22 protein-coding genes are annotated in these 22,134 nt (G+C 35.7%); 10 read left to right on the top strand and 12 right to left on the bottom strand.

Going from position 1 to position 22,134, the window contains the following annotated elements:
• Window positions 1–86 precede the first annotated feature (86 nt).
• Together BLT30_RS00365 and BLT30_RS00360 are read right to left on the bottom strand one after the other, a co-directional pair.
• Window positions 87–308, bottom strand: coding sequence for a DUF2795 domain-containing protein (locus BLT30_RS00365; protein WP_027382805.1), 222 nt, complete (start codon window positions 306–308; stop codon window positions 87–89).
• A gap of 120 nt (window positions 309–428) precedes the next feature.
• The gene (locus BLT30_RS00360; protein WP_089870438.1) at window positions 429–1,457 is read right to left on the bottom strand and encodes a GDP-mannose 4,6-dehydratase; all 1,029 of its coding nucleotides are present in this window, start codon (window positions 1,455–1,457) and stop codon (window positions 429–431) included.
• A 137-nt stretch (window positions 1,458–1,594) separates the two neighbouring features.
• Between BLT30_RS00360 and BLT30_RS00355 the strand changes: the two genes are divergently transcribed.
• The gene (locus BLT30_RS00355) at window positions 1,595–2,386 is read left to right on the top strand and encodes a DUF2797 domain-containing protein (protein ID WP_089870436.1); all 792 of its coding nucleotides are present in this window, start codon (window positions 1,595–1,597) and stop codon (window positions 2,384–2,386) included.
• A gap of 41 nt (window positions 2,387–2,427) precedes the next feature.
• Window positions 2,428–4,539: an AsmA family protein gene (locus BLT30_RS00350; protein ID WP_089870434.1), complete on the top strand. Its 2,112-nt coding sequence runs from the start codon at window positions 2,428–2,430 to the stop codon at window positions 4,537–4,539.
• Between the two features lie 64 nt (window positions 4,540–4,603).
• Here the strand turns inward: BLT30_RS00350 and BLT30_RS00345 are convergent, their stop codons facing one another.
• The 4 genes from BLT30_RS00345 to BLT30_RS00330 all read right to left on the bottom strand — a co-directional run bounded on the left by BLT30_RS00345 (window position 4,604) and on the right by BLT30_RS00330 (window position 6,442).
• A complete protein-coding gene (locus tag BLT30_RS00345) occupies window positions 4,604–4,942 on the bottom strand; it encodes a hypothetical protein (RefSeq protein WP_089872810.1) in 339 nt (112 codons plus the stop codon).
• A gap of 146 nt (window positions 4,943–5,088) precedes the next feature.
• Window positions 5,089–5,352 carry a hypothetical protein gene (locus tag BLT30_RS00340; protein ID WP_089870432.1) on the bottom strand — a complete coding sequence of 88 codons (264 nt, stop codon included), beginning with the start codon at window positions 5,350–5,352 and terminating at the stop codon, window positions 5,089–5,091.
• Window positions 5,353–5,450: 98 nt separating this feature from the next.
• Complete coding sequence (locus BLT30_RS00335; RefSeq protein WP_089870431.1) at window positions 5,451–6,065, bottom strand: hypothetical protein; 615 nt, start codon at window positions 6,063–6,065, stop codon at window positions 5,451–5,453.
• On the bottom strand, window positions 6,065–6,442 hold the full coding sequence (locus BLT30_RS00330; protein WP_139166544.1) for a hypothetical protein: 378 nt from the start codon (window positions 6,440–6,442) through the stop codon (window positions 6,065–6,067). Before BLT30_RS00330 ends, BLT30_RS00335 begins: the two co-directional genes overlap by 1 nt.
• Before the next feature lie 118 nt (window positions 6,443–6,560).
• Here BLT30_RS00330 and mfd point away from each other — a divergent pair, with 118 nt between their 5' ends.
• The 5 genes from mfd to pth all read left to right on the top strand — a co-directional run bounded on the left by mfd (window position 6,561) and on the right by pth (window position 12,793).
• Complete coding sequence (gene mfd / locus BLT30_RS00325) at window positions 6,561–9,908, top strand: transcription-repair coupling factor (RefSeq protein WP_089870427.1); 3,348 nt, start codon at window positions 6,561–6,563, stop codon at window positions 9,906–9,908.
• Between the two features lie 33 nt (window positions 9,909–9,941).
• On the top strand, window positions 9,942–10,184 hold the full coding sequence (locus BLT30_RS00320) for a hypothetical protein (RefSeq protein ID WP_089870426.1): 243 nt from the start codon (window positions 9,942–9,944) through the stop codon (window positions 10,182–10,184).
• A gap of 217 nt (window positions 10,185–10,401) precedes the next feature.
• Entirely contained in the window at window positions 10,402–11,283 is an 882-nt protein-coding gene (locus tag BLT30_RS00315; RefSeq protein WP_139166543.1) for a hypothetical protein, read from the top strand.
• 59 nt (window positions 11,284–11,342) lie between these two features.
• Window positions 11,343–12,218: a hypothetical protein gene (locus tag BLT30_RS00310; RefSeq protein WP_089870422.1), complete on the top strand. Its 876-nt coding sequence runs from the start codon at window positions 11,343–11,345 to the stop codon at window positions 12,216–12,218.
• A gap of 11 nt (window positions 12,219–12,229) precedes the next feature.
• Window positions 12,230–12,793: an aminoacyl-tRNA hydrolase gene (gene pth, locus BLT30_RS00305; protein ID WP_089870420.1), complete on the top strand. Its 564-nt coding sequence runs from the start codon at window positions 12,230–12,232 to the stop codon at window positions 12,791–12,793.
• A gap of 13 nt (window positions 12,794–12,806) precedes the next feature.
• On the opposite strand, the gene BLT30_RS00300 is transcribed toward pth, so the two are convergent.
• The 5 genes from BLT30_RS00300 to BLT30_RS00280 all read right to left on the bottom strand — a co-directional run bounded on the left by BLT30_RS00300 (window position 12,807) and on the right by BLT30_RS00280 (window position 17,246).
• Entirely contained in the window at window positions 12,807–13,637 is an 831-nt protein-coding gene (locus BLT30_RS00300) for a T9SS type A sorting domain-containing protein (protein ID WP_089870418.1), read from the bottom strand.
• Between the two features lie 206 nt (window positions 13,638–13,843).
• Window positions 13,844–14,479, bottom strand: a complete 636-nt coding sequence (locus tag BLT30_RS00295) for a carbonic anhydrase family protein (protein WP_089870416.1) — start codon at window positions 14,477–14,479, stop codon at window positions 13,844–13,846.
• 56 nt (window positions 14,480–14,535) lie between these two features.
• Window positions 14,536–16,131, bottom strand: a complete 1,596-nt coding sequence (locus BLT30_RS00290; RefSeq protein WP_089870414.1) for a SulP family inorganic anion transporter — start codon at window positions 16,129–16,131, stop codon at window positions 14,536–14,538.
• A gap of 135 nt (window positions 16,132–16,266) precedes the next feature.
• Window positions 16,267–16,566 (bottom strand): hypothetical protein, encoded by a 300-nt coding sequence (locus tag BLT30_RS00285; RefSeq protein ID WP_089872808.1) that lies wholly within the window; start codon window positions 16,564–16,566, stop codon window positions 16,267–16,269.
• Window positions 16,567–16,583: 17 nt separating this feature from the next.
• On the bottom strand, window positions 16,584–17,246 hold the full coding sequence (locus tag BLT30_RS00280; RefSeq protein ID WP_089870412.1) for a carbonic anhydrase: 663 nt from the start codon (window positions 17,244–17,246) through the stop codon (window positions 16,584–16,586).
• A 370-nt stretch (window positions 17,247–17,616) separates the two neighbouring features.
• Between BLT30_RS00280 and BLT30_RS00275 the strand changes: the two genes are divergently transcribed.
• The 3 genes from BLT30_RS00275 (at window position 17,617) to BLT30_RS00265 (ending at window position 21,272) form a co-directional block, all read left to right on the top strand.
• Window positions 17,617–18,255, top strand: a complete 639-nt coding sequence (locus BLT30_RS00275) for a DUF4271 domain-containing protein (protein WP_089870410.1) — start codon at window positions 17,617–17,619, stop codon at window positions 18,253–18,255.
• Window positions 18,256–18,275: 20 nt separating this feature from the next.
• Entirely contained in the window at window positions 18,276–19,016 is a 741-nt protein-coding gene (locus BLT30_RS00270; RefSeq protein WP_089870408.1) for a uroporphyrinogen-III synthase, read from the top strand.
• Window positions 19,017–19,235: 219 nt separating this feature from the next.
• Entirely contained in the window at window positions 19,236–21,272 is a 2,037-nt protein-coding gene (locus tag BLT30_RS00265) for a S9 family peptidase (RefSeq protein WP_089870406.1), read from the top strand.
• Here the strand turns inward: BLT30_RS00265 and BLT30_RS00260 are convergent.
• Window positions 21,255–22,043 (bottom strand): LytR/AlgR family response regulator transcription factor, encoded by a 789-nt coding sequence (locus tag BLT30_RS00260; RefSeq protein WP_175487109.1) that lies wholly within the window; start codon window positions 22,041–22,043, stop codon window positions 21,255–21,257. The genes BLT30_RS00265 and BLT30_RS00260 overlap by 18 nt on opposite strands.
• Window positions 22,044–22,134: the final 91 nt, after the last annotated feature.

The following is a 22,134-nucleotide window of genomic DNA, read 5'->3' as shown; positions in this document are numbered from 1 at the left end:
GGTTTGCCTTTAGCTTTTAACTAATTGCGTAATTTATTTAATAAGAAATTGACCAGTGACAAAAGGTCAAAAGTCAAAAAAACGAATTAATATTCGTCTTCGTTCCAGAGATAATCCTCGTCAGTAGGATAATCGCTCCAGATCTCATCTATCGCATCATAAATCTCTCCTTCATCCTCGATTGCCTGAAGGTTTTCTACAACTTCCATAGGTGCTCCTGTTCTGATGGCGTAATCAATTAATTCTGCCTTGGTCATCGGCCAAGGTGCATCGCTAAGATATGATGCTAATTCTAATGTCCAATACATAATTTAAATTTTTTGCAAAAGTAAAAAATTAGGTGATATTTTATATACTTTTCTATTGATTTTCAATAATATTTAAAAAAATTTTATTTGGTATTTAAATTTATCTACGACCAAAGAATGTTAATGCGGATTTCCCAAAAACCATTCCACAAATTTTTTTATGCCATTTTGGAAGTTTGTGCTTGGAGAATATCCGATAAGCGACCTGGCCTTTGTAATGTCTGCATTGGTTTTCTGAACATCCCCAGGCTGCATCGGTAACATTTTTTTATTAGCCTTCTTACCAATTGTTTCTTCCAGAATATATAACATTTTGTCCAATGTCACGACTTCACTTTCTCCGAGATTAATGATCTCATACACGTTTTCATTGGTTTCCAGATATTTTATTGATTTTAAAATCCCATCAATAATATCATGGATAAAAGTGTAATCTCTAGCCGTAGAACCATCGCCGTAGAAAGGTATTTCTTGATTTTCCGAAATTAATTTTGTGAATTTGTGAATCGCCAGATCAGGCCTTTGTCTTGGGCCATAAACCGTGAAAAATCTCAACTGAATCATATCAATATGATAAAGGCTATGGTACACATGACCAATGATTTCACCACATTTTTTTGTCGCTGCGTAAGGAGAAATCGGATTGTCAACATTATCCGTTTCGGAAAAAGGTATCTTCTCATTATTCCCGTAAACACTTGATGATGAAGCACAAATAAATTTTTTGATTTCGAATTCCTTGCAAAGCTCCCAAAGATTCTGAGTTCCTCTGACGTTAACTTCTTCATATTCCAAAGGCCTTTCAATAGATGGACGAACACCAGCTAAAGCCGCTAAATGGACCACCAAATCAATCTTATGGTCGCGGAAAATAACTTCCAAACCTTTTTTGTCCCGAATGTCCTGATAGTAAAGTTGATAATTATCTGATTTAGTTTCAGTTGCTAAATTTTGAATATCGGTTTCTTTGTCTGAAAAACTAAATCCGGGATTTAAACCTAAAGATTCCAAGGTATTTCTGACTTTGACCTTGTAATCGTAAAAATCGTCAAAATTGTCAATATTAATGACAGAATGTCCATTTTTCAAAAGCTGTTCTACCAAGTGAGAACCTATAAATCCACTGCCACCGGTTAAAAGATAATTCATAAAATCAATTGAGATGCGAATATAAGAATTAAACAAAAAAAGAACTACAATAAATCACGAGAATGATGTATCTGATAAAAATTTAAAATTAATTAAATAATGATTACTTTTAATCCCAATTTCTAATCTAAGACAAAATGCAATTCTCCGGACAAATTCTCAAAATGATCTCCCAAAACGGGCAACCAATCCAATATTATCTGAATCTAAAGGGTGACCTGATCAATATGAATCAGCTTTTCGGGAAAGAACTTAAAATAAAACACACCGGATATGAATGTGTGAATTGTGGAAGCGACGAGAAGATCTACAGAATGGGATTTTGTAAAAAATGCTTTTTCGAAAGTCCTTATGCGAGTGATACCATTATTCGTCCGGAACTGTCCACAGCACATCTTGGCATTGCAGAGCGGGATCTGGAAATTGAGAAAGAAATCCAGTTGGTTCCGCATATCGTTTATCTGGCTTACACCGGCGACGTAAAAGTTGGAGTTACAAGAGAGCATCAGATCCCAACACGTTGGATCGATCAGGGCGCAACTTTCGCTTTGCCGATTGCGGTTACAGAAAACCGTTATGAAGCCGGAATGATCGAGGTGGAACTCAAAAAACACATCGCCGACAAAACCAATCCGAAAAAAATGCTTGCAGATGATTATGAAGATACTCTGGATTTGATCGATTTCCGAAATAAGATCGCGGAATATTTCCCCAACGATTTCAAAAAGTTTGCAGTCACTGAAGAGAATGTTATAAAACTCGATTTTCCTTATGAAGCACCGGAAAAGATCAATGTTTTTACTCTGGACAAAAAACCAGAATTCAACGGAGTTTTGAAAGGGATCAAAGGACAATATCTTTCTTTTGAAGGTGGCGATTTTATCAATGTAAGAGGACACGAAGGTTATGTGATCGAATTGAGCCTTTAAATTTGGAATGGTTTTAGTCATTAATTTTTAAAATAAAATTTATGCTAAAAAAACTACTGAAAATTACTGCAATCGTCCTTGGGAGTGTTTTGATTCTCATAGTTTTACTGAATATCGGATTCAGTCTTTGGCTCAAGTACAAATTACCTGATTATCTCAAAACCAAAACGCCTTACGAGATCACTTATGAATCTCTGAATGTGGAGATCCTGACTGGAAGCATCTCTGCCAATCAAATTAAAATCAAAACCAAGCAACCAAACAACCTTGAAAGTATAGCTCTCGAAGGAAGCTTAGACAATTTGAATATCAGCAGATTAAGCATAATTGAATTTTTGAAAAACAATCAAATTGAAGCCAATTCTATTAAGCTGATCAATCCCAATTTAAAAGTCCGGTCAGCGAAACCACGGGCTGAAAAAAACAAAAAAAATCCAATTCCTTTTACAATCAAAAATATTGAAATCCAAAAAGGAAATATCGAGGTTTATAAACCAGACAACACCAAACTTTTCTCCGCAAGCAACTTTGATCTTGATGTCAAAAACCTTAGTCTGAATCAAAATCCTGATGAATTACCTTTTGCGCTGGATAGTTATAAAATCTCCGCCAATCTGTTTTATGCACAAATCGGTGATGTTTATTCCTTGAATTCGTCGGAACTAAAAACCATTAATGGAGAATTGACGATCAATGATTTTGAATTAAAACCATCGGTTGATTTCAAAAACTGGGAACAGAATTTCAAAACCCAGAAAACACTTTACGATATCAAAAGCAAGAGGATCTCTTTCAATGATCTGACATTTAACAAAACAAAATTAAGTTTCAGAAATGCCCAAGTTATCGACCCGGTTTTTATTTTACAAAATCGTGATAGTAAAGTTGTTCGATCACATAAAGAAAAGCCTAACTTTAATATTGATTTTGAGAATTTGGATATTAAAAATGGACAATTTTCTATTCTGAGATCGAATGGGAAAAAGTCTCTCTCATTAGCAAAATTCGATGCAAATTTGAAGGGTTTTTTAATGGACGAAGAAACTTCGAAAAACAAAATCCCTTTCACTTACAAAGATTACAAAGTTTCCGGAAATCAATTTTTTTATGATGCTGGAAAATATTACAATATGGATTTGTCAAGCCTCACAATGACTTCGCAAAATATTGATTTAAAATATTTTAAATTAAAACCAAAAGTATCAAGAGCGGAATTTGTAAGAATGATTCCAATGGAAAATGACTTGTTCGATATTTCTGCAGACAGGATTCAACTGTTGGGAATTAATTGGAAATTCGAAAATGACAAGCCGAATATCAATCTTAAAAATGCAAAGCTAACGAATGTTGACGCCAATATCTTCCGAAGTAAAATCCCGAAAGATAACCCGAAAGAAAAGCTGCTCTATTCTAAGTTACTGAGAACTATAAAATTCCCTTTAGTTGTTGACAATCTGAAACTTATCCAGTCCAAATTGGTATATGAAGAAGATACGCCTGATTCACACGGGCCCGGAAAAGTTATCTTTACAAATTTTAATATGGATGTCAAAAATCTCAATTCCAATAAACAAAAAGGAGCCAATACAAAAGTTCCGATAACGATCAACTGCAAATTTATGGATGTATCTCCAATGAAGGTGAATTGGAATTTCAATACGGCCGATATGCGTGATAATTTTACAATTGGGGGAAGCATTAATGACTTGCCAGCTGTTGATATCAACCCATTCATCAAACCTTATCTCAATGTTTCTGCGACAGGAACAATCACAAGTCTCAATTTTGACTTCAAAGGGAATAATGACATTATGAATGGGAAATTCAGGATTGCACACAAAGATTTGAAAGTCAGCCTTCTCGATAAAAAAACAAGAGAAAAGAAAAAATTCCTATCTGCAGTTGTGAATCTGGTTGTGAGAAAAGACTCCAAGCAATTTCCAGAATCTGTTGATGTTTATGTTGAAAGAAATAAGGAAAGGTCATTCTTCAATCTGTTCTGGAAAGGTATCGAAGATGGATTGAAAAAGACTTTAATCAGTATCAATGTTGAAAAAGTGAAGGAAAATGTTGAAGATGTGAAAGAGACCGTGAAAGAAACAAAGAAGAAAATAAAAGAAGCTAAAAATAATATTGCTGAAAAAAAGAAATAATTGTATTAAGAATAAAAAAGATGCTCAATTTTACGTTTTGAGCATCTTTTTTTATAGTTCAGATTTAAAAATCATATTCTTCTTTCTCTTCTGTTGGCAAAGATTTAATAAAGTTATCAAACTCTTGCCCGTCGTAGTTGCTATTGGCACCGTAGGAATCTATGATCATCGCCTTGTTTCCGTAAACATCTTCCACAAGATACAAGGCAACATTGTCCGCTGGGTCACTTGCCCCCTCGAACCTGTAAGTACGGATAATTTTCAGGTCTTCGGCGCGATATGCTTTTTGCGTGCTATAAATGACGAATTGTTTTTTGTCATTCATTATGATCTCATCCGTAATTCCTTTTTCTCTTAGCTTCTCCATAACCTGGGAGAGCGTAAGCATTGATCTAGTGCTCATAATAATATTTTTTTTGGATTGATAAGTAGAGATAAACAAATCGTGAACCAAAAAAAACAAAAGACTTTACAAGTAATGTAAAGTCTTAAAAAAATAAAAGTTATGAAAAATTAAATTATCCCTCTCTTCTTCATCGATTAGGAAAATTATTTGTTGACCTTGTAACGCTTGTCCGGCGTGCCATCTTTTTTCAACGTTTTGGCCGCTTTGTAACGTTTATCAGGAGTTCCGTCTTTTTTTAGTTTAACATCTGGTGTGTTTGCCACTTTCGCAGCCTGAGCCTCTACAGATTTCGTAGCTTTCTTTTCTGTTTTTTTAGCTTCTTTTTTTGCAGTAGCCGGTGCTGTTGTTTGTGCTGTTGCTAGTCCTACTCCGAAAGTAAGCAGCAACGCTGTGAATAAATTTTTCATTTTCAGTGCTGTTTTGGTTTGACAAATTTATATTAAAAATCATTCTAAAATTAAGAATAAAAAACTTTAACCAGAAATTATAACAACTTAAAAACACCTTAAAAATTAATACGATAAGCAATACCGATATTCAGTAAAGTTGCTTTGGAATAATATTTTTCGATATCCGGATTCTGATTCCCTATCTTAGAATTATAGAAATTAAGTCTTGTATTAAGGACGATCTGCTGCGTGCCGTTGTCATCCACAGTATAGATGGCTTTTGCGCCCAGATTCAAACCGCCGTTTCCTTCGGAGAAATCTCCACGATCATCCAGGTAAGGACTTTTCATCCGGTAAGTGCTGTAACCCACGATTTCTTCCACAAAAAAATCTTCCGTGATTTTGTCCTGATGAAAAACGTACCAATCAAAATTATTCATCGATGGTGATCCAAGATAGCCGAACAATTCCGGTCTTTTGGCATTAGCCAGAAAATAAGTATACTCAACGCCCAATCCGAAGTTTTTATAGAGATTGATATTTCCGCCAATTCCGAAACCATAAAAATACTCGAAGGCATCTTTCATAAAATTGTTTCCGAGCGATGTCATCACTTTTACGTGAGGTTCGATGGCGTATTTTACATTTTCCGTCCAGTTTTGTTTTTTTCTTCTTTGTGAAAAAGCTGAAATGGAAATCACGGCGAAAGAAAAGAGTAAAAATCTTCTCATTATTTCAAAGTTATATCATTGAAAATAATGTAGGTCACACCGTCAGGAATTTCGATACTAAGCGAATCACTGGAGATTTTGCAACCTTGTGTGTCGGTAGAAAAAGATCTTATCCTGAAGTTCTTTAGTTGGAATTTATATGTGCCTTTGTCATAAGGTCCCGCCAAAACAAAACTTCCGCTTTCTTTCGGGAAAGTTTCCGCAATGATCTTTTTGTCTTTTACAAGATGAATTGGGTCTTCCAGAAATTTGGCATCGGAATAAGTGATTTTCCCTTCTACATAGGCACGGAAAATGGATGCATCGTCTTCTTTACATTGTACCAAAAGAAGAAAAAGCACACAAAAAATGGCTTGTATTTTGAAACGGAATTTCAAATGCTCATAGTTTAGGGATGTAAAATTAAAACTAATTTTTATTAAAAATAGTATCTTTGTAACAAATAACGATTCCGAAAATATCTCGGAATCGCTTTTTGCGTTTATACCTACATTAATGGAATTAAAAAAAATCAATCAAAATCTATTGCCAGACTTGCTTCAGAAACAATTCGGGAACGAGATTTTTTCACAAATATCAAAACATCAGCATATTTCGGTCAAAGGAAGTGCGGGTTCTGCAGTTTCAATTTTGGCTTCGGAACTTTTTTTGACTCAGAACAAAACAATTCTTTATCTTGTTGATGAAAAGGAAGATGCGCTTTACGTCAATGCAGAAATGGAAGATTTGCTGGGTAAGGAAAACTTGCTTTATTTTCCTGCAACACATCTGGAACCTTACCAAGTTGAGAAAACTCAAAATGCGAATCTCGTTCTGAGAACCGAGGTTATCAATAAACTTAATTCAGGTAAATCACCAAAAGTGATTGTCGCTTTTGTCGGCGCTTTGTCTGAAAAAGTTTTGAAAAAGGAAGATTTCAAAGCAATTTCTCATCAGATAAAAGTCGGCGACCAATTGGATTTTGATTTTGTGGATGAATTGCTGAATCATTATCAATTTAACCAAACAGATTTTGTTTCAGAGCCGGGAGAATTCTCTGTCCGAGGCGGAATTGTGGATGTTTTTTCTTTTTCTAATGAGAAACCTTTCCGAATCACATTTTTTGGAAATGAAGTGGAAAGCATCAAAACTTTTGATATAGAATCTCAACTTTCTCTGGATAAAATCGATGAATTCCAGTTGGTTTCCAATATGAATTTTTCAGTTTCCGGGAGCAAAGTTTCTTTGTTTGAATTATTGCCGGATGACAGTTTTGTGGTTTCAAAGAATCTTTACCTTTCCACCAAAAGAATCAGGGATTTTCACGAAAAAGCAATAGAAAAATTTGAGACATTAAGCAAAGACATCAAACATAGAACACCTGACGAATTATTCATTTCTGAATCGGAGTTTCAGAATAAATTAATCAAATTCAAAACGATTGATTTCAGTTCACAGACTTTTGAACTTCCAAAGATTCATAATATAGAACTCAGCCAAACACAACAGCCGAGTTTTCATAAAAATTTCGAATTGTTGATTCAGGATTTGGAAGAGAAGCAAAATCAGGGTTTTGACACATGGATTTCATTTTCGAGTGAAAAACAAAAGGAAAGATTAGAATCGATCTTTGAAGAATTGGAGCACGAGATTCCATTCAAAAGTTTCAAATCCGAATTGCACGAAGGTTTTGTAGATTCTGAAAACAAGATTCTGTTTTACACAGACCATCAGATTTTTGACCGATATCAGCGTTACAAATCCAAGGATACTTTTGCGAAATCGGAGCAACTGACACTCAAAGATTTAATGTCTTTGAAAGTTGGCGATTACATTGCGCATATCGACCACGGGATTGGGAAATTTATGGGATTAGTGAAAGTCAATAATGACGGGAAAATCCAGGAATGTTTTAAACTGAGTTACAAAAATGGAGATTTGCTATATGTGAGTATTCATTCCCTTCATAAAATTTCAAAATATAACGGTCCGGACGGAAAAGAAATCGTTCTCAGCAAGCTCGGTTCGCCTGCTTGGAAATCCCTGAAACAGAAGACGAAAGCCAGAGTCAAGCAAATCGCTTTTGATTTGATTAAATTATATGCGGAAAGAAAAACCGCTAAAGGCTTCCAATATTCACCGGATTCTTATCTTCAGAATGAATTGGAAGCAAGTTTCCTTTACGAAGATACGCCTGACCAGGAGAAAGCGACTTTGGACGTGAAAAAAGATATGGAAGATGAAGGCGTTATGGACCGATTGATCTGTGGCGATGTTGGATTTGGGAAGACAGAAGTTGCGATTCGTGCGGCGTTCAAAGCGGCAACGGACAGTAAACAAGTCGCAATTCTGGTTCCGACCACGATTCTGGCTTTTCAGCATTACAGAAGTTTCAAAGAACGTTTGAAGGATTTCCCTGTCAATATTTCTTATTTAAATCGATTCCGAACGGCGAAGCAGAAATCGGAAACCAAAGAAGGTCTTAAAAACGGTAAAATTGACATCGTCATCGGAACACATCAGTTGGTTGGTAAAGACATCAAGTTCAAGGATTTAGGCTTATTGATCATTGATGAGGAACATAAATTCGGAGTTTCGGTAAAAGATAAATTGAAGACGATGAAAACCAATGTCGATACGTTGACATTGACCGCAACGCCAATTCCGAGGACTTTACAATTCTCATTGATGGCGGCACGAGATCTATCCGTGATCAAAACACCTCCGCCAAACCGTCAGCCCGTTGATACGAGCATTGTTGGCTTTAATGAAGAGATTCTGCGTGATGCGATCTCTTACGAATTGCAAAGAGACGGACAGGTTTATTTCATCAATAACAGGATCGAAAATCTGAAGGACATTGCCGGATTGATTCAAAGATTGGTTCCCGATGCAAGAGTGATCACAGGTCACGGACAAATGGACGGAAAACAAATGGAACAAAATATCCTCGATTTCATGGAAGGGAAATATGATGTTCTAGTGGCGACAACCATCGTAGAAAGTGGTGTGGACGTTCCAAATGCGAATACGATTTTCATTAATGATGCGCATAGATTCGGGATGGCGGATCTGCACCAGATGCGTGGTAGAGTTGGACGAAGCAACAGAAAAGCGTTTTGTTATCTGATAACGCCTCCGTTTGATATGATGACTTCCGATGCGAGAAAACGTCTTGAGGCGATTGAACAATTTTCGGATTTGGGAAGTGGTTTCCAGATTGCGATGAAAGATTTGGAAATCAGAGGAGCCGGAGATTTGCTTGGTGGAGAACAAAGCGGATTTATTAACGAAATGGGATTTGAAACTTATCAGAAAATGATGCAGGAAGCTTTGGAAGAATTGAAAGACGATGAGAATTTTGAAAATCTTTTCGAAAATGAAGAAGACAGAAACAAACTTTTCAAATCGACCAAAGAAGTCAACATCGATACAGATTTGGAATTGATGTTGCCTGATGATTATGTGAGCTCGACAGAAGAACGTTTGTCGCTTTATCAAAAACTCGCAGACATCCAGAATGCGAAAGAGTTACAAGCTTTTGAAAATGAACTGAAAGACCGATTTGGAGAATTGCCAAGTGAAGCGATTAATCTTCTGAAATCTGTAGAACTGAAATGGCTCGCGGCGGAAATTGGATTTGATAGATTGGTGGTGAAGAACAAAGTTTTCTTAGGCTATTTCCCTGCGAATCCTCAGGACAAATTCTATCAAAGTGAAAAATTCAAAAAAATCATATCTTATCTTACACAAAATCCGGCAGAAGCCACGTTAAAAGAAAAGAATAATCAGCTGATGATGAGGAAAGATAATGTGAAAAATGTAGATGACGTGAATCTGGTTTTGAATAGGATTTTGGGTTAAAATTGATTATATTTGATTAATAAAATTTTAGAAATGAATACTGATTTACAGATACAAAATAAAAAACTGGAGCTAATTCAATGGTTATCTACAATTGAAGATTTGAGTTTTCTTGAAAAGATCTCAGATTTGATTTCCCGTGAAAGAAAAAAAGACTGGGCGGATGAAATTTCTGATGTTGAAAAACAATCTATAGAAAAAGGAATTGCTCAAGCGAATGAAGGAAAACTAAATCCACATTCCAAAGCAAGGGAAATCTATGGAAAAAGGCCTTGAAATTCTATGGACGGATTTGGCTCTGGAAGAACTTGCCCAGACTGTTGAATATTTGGAACAAAATCCAGATAATAGAAACGTATAACTTCTTTGAAATTTAGATTTAATGACTATTTTCCCCTTCAATCTAATCAAACAGAAATTTATACTACTAATTTTCATAATATCCATTAGTTGTTACAATGCCCAAACCCTGAAATACCACTACGATAAGGAAATGACTTTTCTAAGCGAGACAGATAATGAAGCGGGGATTTCGGTAAAATTTAATTCTAAGGATAAATCAGTTCCCGTTTATTCCATTGAATTTAATTCTGAGAAAAAATCCATTAGAAATACAATTAATTTCTATTATGCTTATCGGAAAAATATCTACAGAATGGATGGTTTGCTTTATAACAAAAAGTATGTTTCTGGTAATGGTTTCCGGACTTACAGTGCAGAATCGCCCATCCGCTATTTCAAAAAAGCTTCGGACACTTTGTATGAATACCAATTTTATCGAGATTTGGAAAAAAGAATCGCCACAGACAAAGATGGAACAAAAATCGAACTGTTTGTCGCAAATCTAAAAGACAATATCGATTACTCTGAGCCGGCTCTGTTTTATCTTTCAGAACGCTATGGGATCTCGCCAGGCTTGGGAAAAGGTGAAATTGTGGTTTATGCGAATTATCGTTTTAATAATAATTACAGTTCCGGAGATTTTGTAAAGATGAAAGACATTGATGAAGATATCTACTTCAACAAAGAACAAATCGAATCTCTGATTGACGACAAGTACCGCGAGTTTATGACCAAAACGGAACCGGATAGAAAACCCATCTATTGTTCGGTAAAGGCTTTTGGCAAAAATACAGACGAAAAAACAACCGAAGAGCTAAATGACCTCCTTGGCAATATCTGCGAATACTATGATCTGTGGAACAAGAAGGAAACGATTGAAAGCTTCAAAACCTATTTTGATTCTGAAGTCAAAAGAAGAGTTGAGATTTATAAGAAAAACGGAACTCTAAACGAAAAACAACTTACGACTTATCTAGAAGAATTGAATCAGCTTAAAAGTCAAAATTCTTTAGAAAGTTTTGATTACAAATAGTTTCCATCAAAAAATAATTAATTTTAAAAAATTAACTTTGCAACCAGAAAAAAGAAATAATGAAAAACATTTTATATTATATTACAATTGCCTTCGGGATCTTTACATTGTCCTCTTGTGACCCTAGTCAGGATGCGAACGGCGATTTTCTGAATGGTGTGGAATATACCGACGGAAGCTCTTCTGGGGGTTCAAATAATTCGACTGTTAAAAACATTAGGAAGGTTACAACCGTGGATATGGATGGCGAAAAAATCGTTGCCACCTATAATTATTCCGGCACTAAGCTAACTAGTGTGACATCTAGTGATAATTCTTTTTCCTATAATCTGACCTATACAGGAGATAATATTACTAAAATCATATACAGATCTGTAGATGATATGGGGACAGAGATTACAAATACTCAAAACTTATCTTATACGGGCGGGAAATTGACAAAGTCAGAGGGTAATTCTACTTCTGGCGGGGGTATAATTTATGTATCATCAACGACTTATACATACAATTCGGACAAAATTAAAAGCATTGTTACAAAAATAAAAGACGAGACCAATACAGAAGATCTGTACAATCTTCAAACAGATTATACATTCTCCGGAAATAATGTTTCAGCTTACAAATACACCTTAAAAACAGTTATTTCAGGTCCTGTTACTGTTACACCCATTATATTTGACATGTCTTTTAGTGGTTATGATACTAAGAAAAACCCTCTGGGAAATCTACCAACAGCTTTCAAACTGGTAAGCTCACATTTTGATGTAACCAACAATATTGTCTATAGTTTCTCAGCCAATAATTATAAAACTAGCAAAATTACCACAAATGCAGAATCGTTAACCTCAAATATGAGCTATGTTTATGATGCGGACGCCTATCCAACAATTGGAACTTCTGCATATGGAACGGTTACTTTTGAATACGTAAAATAATTTTTTTCCAAATGAAATATCTACTTGTTGGAATCGGGAACAAAGGGGAAGAATATGCAGAAACACGACATAATATCGGTTTCAAAGTGGCAGAGAAAATTGCCGAAAAGATAGAAGCTCCTTTCAGATCTTCCAATTTCGGACTACTTGCTGAAGGCAAATATAAGGGCAGAAAAGTATTTGTACTGAAGCCCGACACATACGTAAACCTCTCGGGCAATGCTGTCAAATTCTGGATGCAGAAAGAAAATATTCCGTTGGAAAATATTTTAATTATTACTGATGATCTGGCATTACCTTTTGGTTCATTGAGAATGAAAATGAAAGGAAGTCCAGCCGGACACAACGGATTGAAAAATATAGAAGCCGTTCTTAATACCAATCAATATGCTAGATTGAGATTCGGGATCTCTGCAGAGTTCAAAGATGGTCAACAAATAGATTATGTGCTTGGAAAGTGGAATGAAGAGGAGTACTCAAAATTGCCGGAACGAATCGAGAAGTTTTCCCAAGCTGCTTTATCTTTTGTATTTGCGGGTGTTCAGAATACAATGAGTGCTTTCAATGGAAAGTGAGCTCTCTAGCTTCTTATTCTTTTATAAATTTATTGATGTAGGAAGCTAGTTTAGTATTTATTTTTATAAAATAAACGCCTGATTTTAACCCTTCCAAATCTACTTTATTATTTTTAAATTTTACCTGATGTTTTCTTCCAGAAATATCTATCACTTCCACGTTCTGTACTGTCTCGGTTTTTAGATCAATTTGGATAAAACGTTTTGTCGGATTAGGAAAAATTACTGTTTTGTTTTTCAGTACCACATCATTGGTAGACATTGTAAAATTATAATTGATGATATCGTCTATGACCAGCGCTTTCTGATTGGGACTATTATAATGTCTGAAATATAATCTTACCTCCTGACCAAAAGTGTCCCAGTCCCATTTTTCAACCAATATATTCTTGGAAGTTGTTCCAGAATCCAATGTCTCAAAAAACACAGGTGTTTCGTTTCCTGTAAAAGTTTGTGTTGCTGGTAAAAGATACAACGCATAAGTTTCAGAATACCTGACGGGATCTGAAGCTGATATTTTAAATGAAATTCCTAATAAAGCATTGCCATTTTTTATTCTTGGGTATTCATAAATAAAAGTTGGGGAAACTAATACATTATCCGGATTTAAGGGTTGATTGGCTGTACTGTCATATGAATCAGAAACATACACATACCCACTAAATCCTAATGCCGTGGTCCAATCCTGAGGTGATTGGAGTTTCCAGGTTTTATCGTCTCCATCTAGATCCAATGTGGACCATGATGGCGAACTGCTTTCATTCTCGAAGTTTTCATTGAGACCATAGTTTTGTGCAGACATAATCCCGATGCTTAAAATACAAAGGTGTAAAATTCTTCTCATAGTTTTTTTCAAATATAGTTAATATCAATAAAATTTTGATATATATGTAATAATTATTTTATAGTGTTGCTGGTTTTTACTATAAACTCCTGCCAGATTATTATTTTTTTAATTTGAATAAAATTCATTTTTCCTGAAGCAAATAAGTAGGCCGGATAATAAATTATCCGGCCTACCACCCTAATTGTATGAAGAAAAAATATTTTCTATAACCAAGTTACAACGCCGGTTTCTACGTCGTAATTTGCGCCAACGATCTTGATCTTACCTTCGTCCTCCAGCCTTTTCAAAGTTGCGCTTTGTTTACGAATATCTTCTATGGCATGTTTTACATTGTGATGGTTCAATCTTTCTAGAAGATCTTCGTTCTTAGAAGAGCGTTCTTCACCATCTTTAATGATATTTTTGATGATCGGGTCAAAATGTCCGATCAAATGATTGAGATTATCCATTCCCAGACCTTCTATCTTTGCGGCATCCAATCCTCCTTTCAATGCGCCGCATTTGGTATGGCCTAAAACTACAACTAGTTTAGAGCCTGCAACGTTGCAGCCAAATTCCATAGATCCAAGAATATCCTGATTTACAAAATTACCCGCAATTCTTACACTGAAGATATCGCCAAGGCCTTGATCAAAGATCAGTTCAGCAGATGTACGGCTATCGATACAGCTTAATACCACCGCAAATGGCCATTGCCCCTCACGGGTGTCATTCACCTGCGCCAAAAGATCTCTATTTGCTTTCAGATTGTTCACAAATCTCTGATTCCCTTCTTTTAGAATCTCTAATGCTTTTTCTGGGTTGATAGTAGATTGTGTTTCCGATGTATGTGCTTTCATATTTTTTAAATTTTAAGTGCGTTTTTTTAATTGTTAATAATTAAAAATTTGATAATTTACATGGCTCTTTTATGTGTTACCACCACATGAGAATCCTGATCGCTCGCATAATCTCTATACGAAGTTTTGAATCCTATCAGTTCAACATCAATGTCTTCTTCTTTTGCTCTTACGTTGGCAAAATCCTGGATCATTTCCAGTACATCTGTTGTTATATAAGAAGTCGTTTTTGCATCGATGATTACTTTCGAGCCAGACTTGATGTTCTTCAATGTTTTCTTGATTGCCGCTTTATTTAGAAAGGAAACTTCCTCCGCCAATTTTATCGTGATCTCGTCGGCGTCGTTCAATGTTTCTCTGCTAAGGTAGTAGGCACGTTTCATATTCCCTTGTAAGATATAAACAATAGAGATCAGCAATCCAATTCCTACACCTTTCAAAAGATCGGTTGCCACAACGGCTACAACAGTTGCCACAAAAGGAATGAATTGGTACTTCCCATTGTGCCAAAAATGCTTGAACGTTGCAGGTTTTGCCAATTTATAACCTACCAAGATCAGAACGGCCGCTAATGTTGCCAATGGAATCAAATTCAATATAACAGGGATTGTCAATACACAGATCAATAATAAAATACCATGTATGATTGCTGATACTTTGGACGTTGCCCCTGCATTGGCATTGGCGGAACTTCTTACAACGACGGATGTCATTGGTAATCCTCCAATAAATGAACTGACCAGATTCCCGATTCCCTGCGCTTTCAGTTCCAGATTCGTATCTGTGATCCTTCTTCTAACGTCCAATCTGTCAGATGCTTCTATACAAAGTAACGTTTCGATAGATGCTACTATTGCAATGGTTGCCCCGGTGACCCAAACCTTAGGATTTGTAAAGCCTGCAAAATCAGGAAATGTCACTAGATTTTGAAACTCCTCCAAAGAAGTAGGAACAGGCAGATTAACCAGGTGTTCCGGCGAAACAGCTAATGAGCTTTCGGAAATCTGGAAAAATTCGTTGATCAAAATTCCAGCAATAACTGCGACCAAGGCACCAGGCAATAACTTCAATCTTTTAAGGGACGGAATCTGGTCCCAGGCCAGTAAGATCCCCATCGATATCAAAGTGATAATGATCGCTCCCGGATGTATCGCCCCCAATAGTTCAGTAAAATATCCGATATTGAATCCGTTATCGAAAAGAGATTCGTGTCCTTCATAATCTTTGTCAAACCCTACTGCGTGAGAGACTTGCTTTAGAATGATAATGATCCCTATACCTGCAAGCATTCCTTCTATGACATTATTCGGGAAATAATTGGATATACTGCCGGCCCTTATAAAGCCAAGGATCAACTGAATGATACCGGCAATAATCCCTGCGCAAAGAAATAATTCAAAAGCGCCAATATCAGTAATGGCGACTAAGACAATTGCGGTAAGGCCCGCAGCAGGTCCGGATACAGAAATATTAGAATTACTGAGAGACCCAACTACGATTCCTCCAACAATTCCTGAAATGATACCTGATAATGGTGGTGCTCCCGAGGCTAATGCGATACCGAGGCATAATGGTAGTGCCACAAGGAATACGACCAATCCGGATGGGAAATTTTCTTTTATCCCTCCCAGCAAAGATTTTGATTTTTGCATAATAAAATAGCAGAAGTCATTGATAACGAATATCAATTATTCTTTAAAATGTTGATTGACTTAATACGAAATTTAGTTGCTGAGAATTAAATAACAGCACAAAGAAAACGTTTGTAGAAAAACGATTACGGTATATTAAGCTTCGGGTGGAGGGGAGAATATACTGAGTGACGGTGGAAAATATAATGTAGATTCCCAGTTCACAGTGATCTTATTATGAGTGTCCGCTTCATAAAACTTAAGGAAATCATGGATATCCATCGGTTTAGGAATTGTTTTTTCGTAGATTATGATCGTATTATTCGAGTGGGAATGTTCCTCTTCGCTGACCAAAACATTGGTTCTCGGCAATTCCCAACCAAATAGTGCGGCAATTCCCGGAAGAGCCGTAAAGTTTAGAAAAACCATTAATGTTATGATACTTAGATACTTCATATACTTTCTTGATGCGCTTATTTTTTTCTGCTCATCACCCAATCAGAGTCTGTCAGGTTATAGATCTTCTGAATGTCCTTTAATATTTTTTCAAAATCGATCTCGAGGTCGATTATTTTTCCCGTTCTAAGGTCGAAGACCCAGCCATGAACAACTGGAAACTCTTCCAAGATATAACGTTCCTGCACGCAGGCCATTTTGATGACGTTGATACATTGCTCCTGAACATTCAGTTCCACAAGGCGGTCGTATTTTTTATCTTCATCTATAGAATCCAATTCTTCCTGATGCAGTCTGTAAACATCCCGGATATTTCTCAACCATGGATTCAATAGACCAAGGTCCTGAGATGTCATCGCTGCTTTTACGCCACCACAATTATAATGTCCGCAAACAATAATGTGCTTCACTTTCAAATGTTCCACGGCATATTGGATAACAGCTGTAGAACTCATGTCCAGAGTGTTTACAACGTTGGCAATATTTCTGTGCACAAATACCTCGCCTGGCCCTAATCCCATCAGCTCCTCAGCCGTTGCACGACTATCAGAACATCCAATATAGAGATAATCGGGATGTTGTGTTTTGGCAAGATTGTGAAAATATTCCGGGTCATCCGAAATCTTTGACTCAACCCACTTTTTATTATTTTCGAAAATAGCTTTGTATGAGTGCGCCATAACGATAAGATTATATCAACAATGATTATCAGTTTTCTTGAAATCATTTTCAAAACTAATAGACCAAATCAATAATTATACAAAAATAGTGGTTTAATCATGAAAAAAAGAATATTTAACATACTTTTAATATTAACAATGTGAAATGTCGGAAAATTGAAAAATATTAGCTTTTATTTTTTGATAGACCCAGGCCAATAAAAAAACATTCATTTTTCCACTCATCATAACACGATGTTTCATAGATTTCTTTATCATCAATTATGTTATTTTAAACATCACGAAAGCATTACAAAGAAAAATGAATTTTTATTGACCAATAAACAAATCTGTCCGTTCTAATTCTTATTTTTGCAAAAATTTTTGACCGTTGGTAAGAATCGCAGAGCATAATGATTGGGTGGTATATTGTATTCTTGGGAGTATCTTTATATATATTATTCTTTTGTCTGTTTTCCAAAGAGATGCCAATATCAAGGACTTTTTGCTACAAAAAATAGAAGACTCCAACAATCTTACACCGTCCTGGCTGATCATCTCTACCGTGAAATGTGTAATGACGGCACTTCTATTATCACAATTTGTCCCGATTGTTCCAAAGCAGTTTTCCATTGATGTATTCGGGTTTCAGATCAACAAATTCGGTTTTACATTTTTGACGTTGTTGAGTTTTGACATCATCAAAAATATACTGACCTTCCTCTTCTACTCCAGTGTTGGCAGCGGTAAAAATCTGAAAGGATTGACCTTGGTCTCAAGCAAATTCTATTTTTTGGAATCCATTGCTTTTATTGTTGCTGCATTTGCCCTTTATTTTTTCCCAATTGACTTGGTAAAATATTTCTATTTCATTATTGGTCTGGTTGTTGGCTCATTCATTTTGAAAAATTTAATATATATTTTCCATAACCAGTCTATTTTACCCGAAAAATGGTATTATAAATTTTTGTATATTTGCACGCTTCAAATAGTACCCGTTTTGGTGCTTTGGAAGTTCTTATTTTATTAATATAACATACACGTTATAAGATGAAAATCAAATCTATTTTAGTTTCGCAACCTGCTCCGAATGAATCATCACCTTATTTGGAAATTGCAAAAAAAGAGAAAATCAAAATCGATTTTCGTCCTTTTATTCACGTAGAAGGTGTGGATGCGAAAGAACTCAGAACCCAGAAAATTGACCTGGCCCAATATACCGGGATAATTTTCACGAGTAAAAATGCAATCGACCATTATTTTCGTCTTGCTGAGGAAATGAGATTCTCTGTTCCAGATTCTATGAGATACATCTGCCAGTCAGAAGCGATTGCCAATTATCTGCAGAAACACATTGTTTACAGGAAAAGAAAAATCAGTTTCGGAGAGAAGAATTTCTCTGACTTGGCTGCTCTATTCAAAAAATATCCTTCCGAAAAATATCTTTTGCCTTCTTCCGATGTTCTAGGCCCGGAAATTCCAAAAGTTCTGGATGCCGCTAATGTGGATTGGACCAAAGCAATAATGTACAAAACCGTTGCAAGTGATTTGACCGATATCAATATCAAGGATTATGATATGTTGGTGTTTTTCAGCCATCAGGGAATAAAATCATTAGGAATCAATTTTCCTGATTTTAAACAAAATGATACCAAAATTGCGGTTTTTGGAACAACAACCCAGGCCGCTGCAGAAGAAGCAGGATTGACCGTCAATGTAATGGCACCAACCAAAGAAACACCATCTATGACAATGGCCATAGAAAAATATGTCAGAAGCATCAATAAATAATTGTTGACCACATAATCAAAACCGTCTTCTTTCTGAGAAGATGGTTTTTTGTTTACTTTTGTTAAATCTGCAAATCACTTCAGAAAACTTTAACCACATAGACACATCGTTTTTCTGAATAATTAATTGAATGTTAAAGTTTAAATAGACGATATTTATTCTCCCTCAGATAAAAATTTAATCTATGTGTCTATATGGTTTTAATTAATACAATTTCAAATGAACGCTCCAAAAGCTAAAAAAATAGATAAAACTCTCGAAATTCACAACGATAAAAGAAACGACCCTTTTTTCTGGATGAATGAACGTGAAAATCCAGAGGTTATAAAATACCTCGAAGAAGAAAACGCTTACACCGATTTTGTAATGAAGGACACGGAAGACCTTCAAAACGAATTATATGAGGAAATGAAATCCCGTTACAAAAAAGACGACCAGTCTTTGCCTTATTTTTTTAATCAATATTGGTATATCGTCCGTTATGAAGATGGGAAAGAATATCCGATCTTCTCAAGGAAGTTTCAAACTTTGGAAAATGAAGAAGAAGTTCTTTTAGATGTGAACATTCTGGCAGAAGGCGAAGAATATTTTGATATCGGAAGCGTTTCTGTCAGTGTAAACAATGATTTCATTGCATATTCTTCTGATAAAACCGGGCGAAGAATTTATACCATTTTCTTCAAAAATCTCAAAACCGGAAAAATCCTCGAAGATAAAATCGAAAACACAACCGGAAAAGCTGTTTGGGCAGGTGATAACCAACACGTTTTCTACATCAGAAAAGATGAAAGTCTGAGAGCCTTTCAAATCCATAGACACGAAATAGGGACCAATACGGAAAAAGACTTTCTGATATTCCACGAGGAAGATGAAACCTTTGACGTTAATGTTTTCAAGACCAAATCATTACAATACATCTTTATTTCTTCGTCAAGTACGAATGAAGATGAACACAGATTCATTCCAGCTGATAATGTTTTTGCAGATTGGAAAATTATTCAGGAAAGAACAGAGGATCTGGAATATTCTGTAGAGCATTATCAGAATGATTTTTATATCATTACAAACGCTGATGATTCCATAAATTTCAAAATAGTAAAGACGAAAGTTTCTCAACCAGAAATTGAAAACTGGGTAGATTTCATTCCGCACAGAGAAAATGTATTACTGGAAGGTTTTGAGATTTTCAATGATTATTTTGTCATAGAAGAACGGGAAAAAGGGCTTCTTCAAATCAAGATCATAGAAAGCAAAACCGGAGATTCTCATTATCTGCCATTTTCGGACCCGACTTACACAGCTTACATCGGAACGAATATGGAATTCGATACAGAAAAACTACGTTTCGGATATACATCATTGACAAAACCCTCTTCCACTTACGAATACGATATGAAGGAAAAAACCATCAAACTTCTGAAAGAACAGGAAGTTTTGGGCGGAAAATTCTTCTCAGAAAATTATATCTCGGAAAGAATCTGGGCAAATGCAAGGGACGGAAAAGAAATTGCCATTTCTTTGGTCTATCACAAAGACACCAAAAAATCTGCAGATACACCGCTTCTACTCTACGGTTACGGGAGTTATGGCCACACCGTTGATGCAAGCTTTTCTAGTACAAGATTATCACTATTAGACCGAGGTTATATTTTTGCAATCGCACACATAAGAGGCGGAGAATACCTTGGAAGAGAATGGTACGAAGACGGAAAAATGCTTCAGAAGAAAAACACGTTTTTTGATTTCATCGATGCTGCAAAACACTTAATATCAGAAAATTACACTTCGCCAAAACATCTTTATGCAATGGGCGGAAGTGCCGGCGGACTTTTGGTGGGTGCAGTGATGAATTACAATCCGGAACTTTTCAATGGAGTTGTGGCGCAGGTTCCTTTCGTAGATGTTGTGACGACAATGTTGGACGAGACAATTCCTTTGACAACCGGAGAGTACGATGAATGGGGAAATCCGAATGAGAAGGAATATTATGATTATATGAAATCCTATTCGCCATATGATAATATCGAAGCTAAAAATTACCCTAATACCTTAATTACCACAGGATTTCACGACTCCCAGGTTCAATATTGGGAACCAGCAAAATGGACAGCGAAATTAAGAGAATTGAAAACGGATAATAATATTCTGATTTTTAAAACCGATATGAGTTCTGGTCACGGCGGTGCAAGCGGGCGTTTCGAAAGTTTGAAGGAAATTGCGTTGGAATATGCCTTTTTGTTAAAAATCGACCAATAACATCTTCTTTTTAACCTCATCTTTATACTTTCTCCCAACAGGAATCGTCATATTATTGATCTCGATCTTGCTGGGAGAAACTGAGGTAATATTATCTTTATTAACTAAAAAAGAGCGGTGGATTCTGACAAATTTGGATTCGGGCAATAATTCCTGAATTGATGTCAATGTTTTAAGAACCGTGATTTCCGAATCAATTAGTTTTATTCTGCAATAATTCCGGAGGCTTTCTACAAAAACAATATCATTGATCTTGATTTTCTTTACGCTTTTATCGACTTTCAGATTGATGTAAGAATCATCGTTATTATCCTGAATTACAGCATCTTCTTTTAACAATTTATTCTCTTCATTTAACTTTGAGTTATTTTTCTGAAGATTTTCAATTGTGGTCAGATAAGTGTAGGCAACCGGAATCATCGCTGCGATATTGATATCCAGAGCGGTATTCATAATTTCTGACAGGATGAAAAAGCCGTTATTCTTAAACTCCGGAAGAAAATTCGGTTGAATAAAATAAAGAAACAAAGGACGTTGGATAAAAACACTTATCAGTCCGACCAATATCACATAAGAGATAAAGAAACTGAAATATTTTTTCTGATTGAAGAACCTCGGAAAGAGATAAAAAAGCGTAACATAAACCAATAACATCCTCGATGGAAGACAACATATCTGAATCAAGATATTTCTCGAATAATTGTTATCCGAAACGCCCCAGACCAATCCAAAAAACAGAACGAACGCCGTCCAATATAAAACGTGTTTCATCCAAAACTTGGATTTGAAATGTTTAAAAAACGATTGGTTCATATTTTTTAATCTTCTCCAAATGTAATTATTTATCCTAAAACAATCTTCA

The sequence above is a fragment of the Epilithonimonas hungarica genome (assembly GCF_900102265.1).
Classification (GTDB): Bacteria; Bacteroidota; Bacteroidia; order Flavobacteriales; family Weeksellaceae; genus Epilithonimonas; species Epilithonimonas hungarica.
Note: the sequence above shows the minus strand (reverse complement) of the source record. Positions and strands in the feature narration are given on the sequence as shown.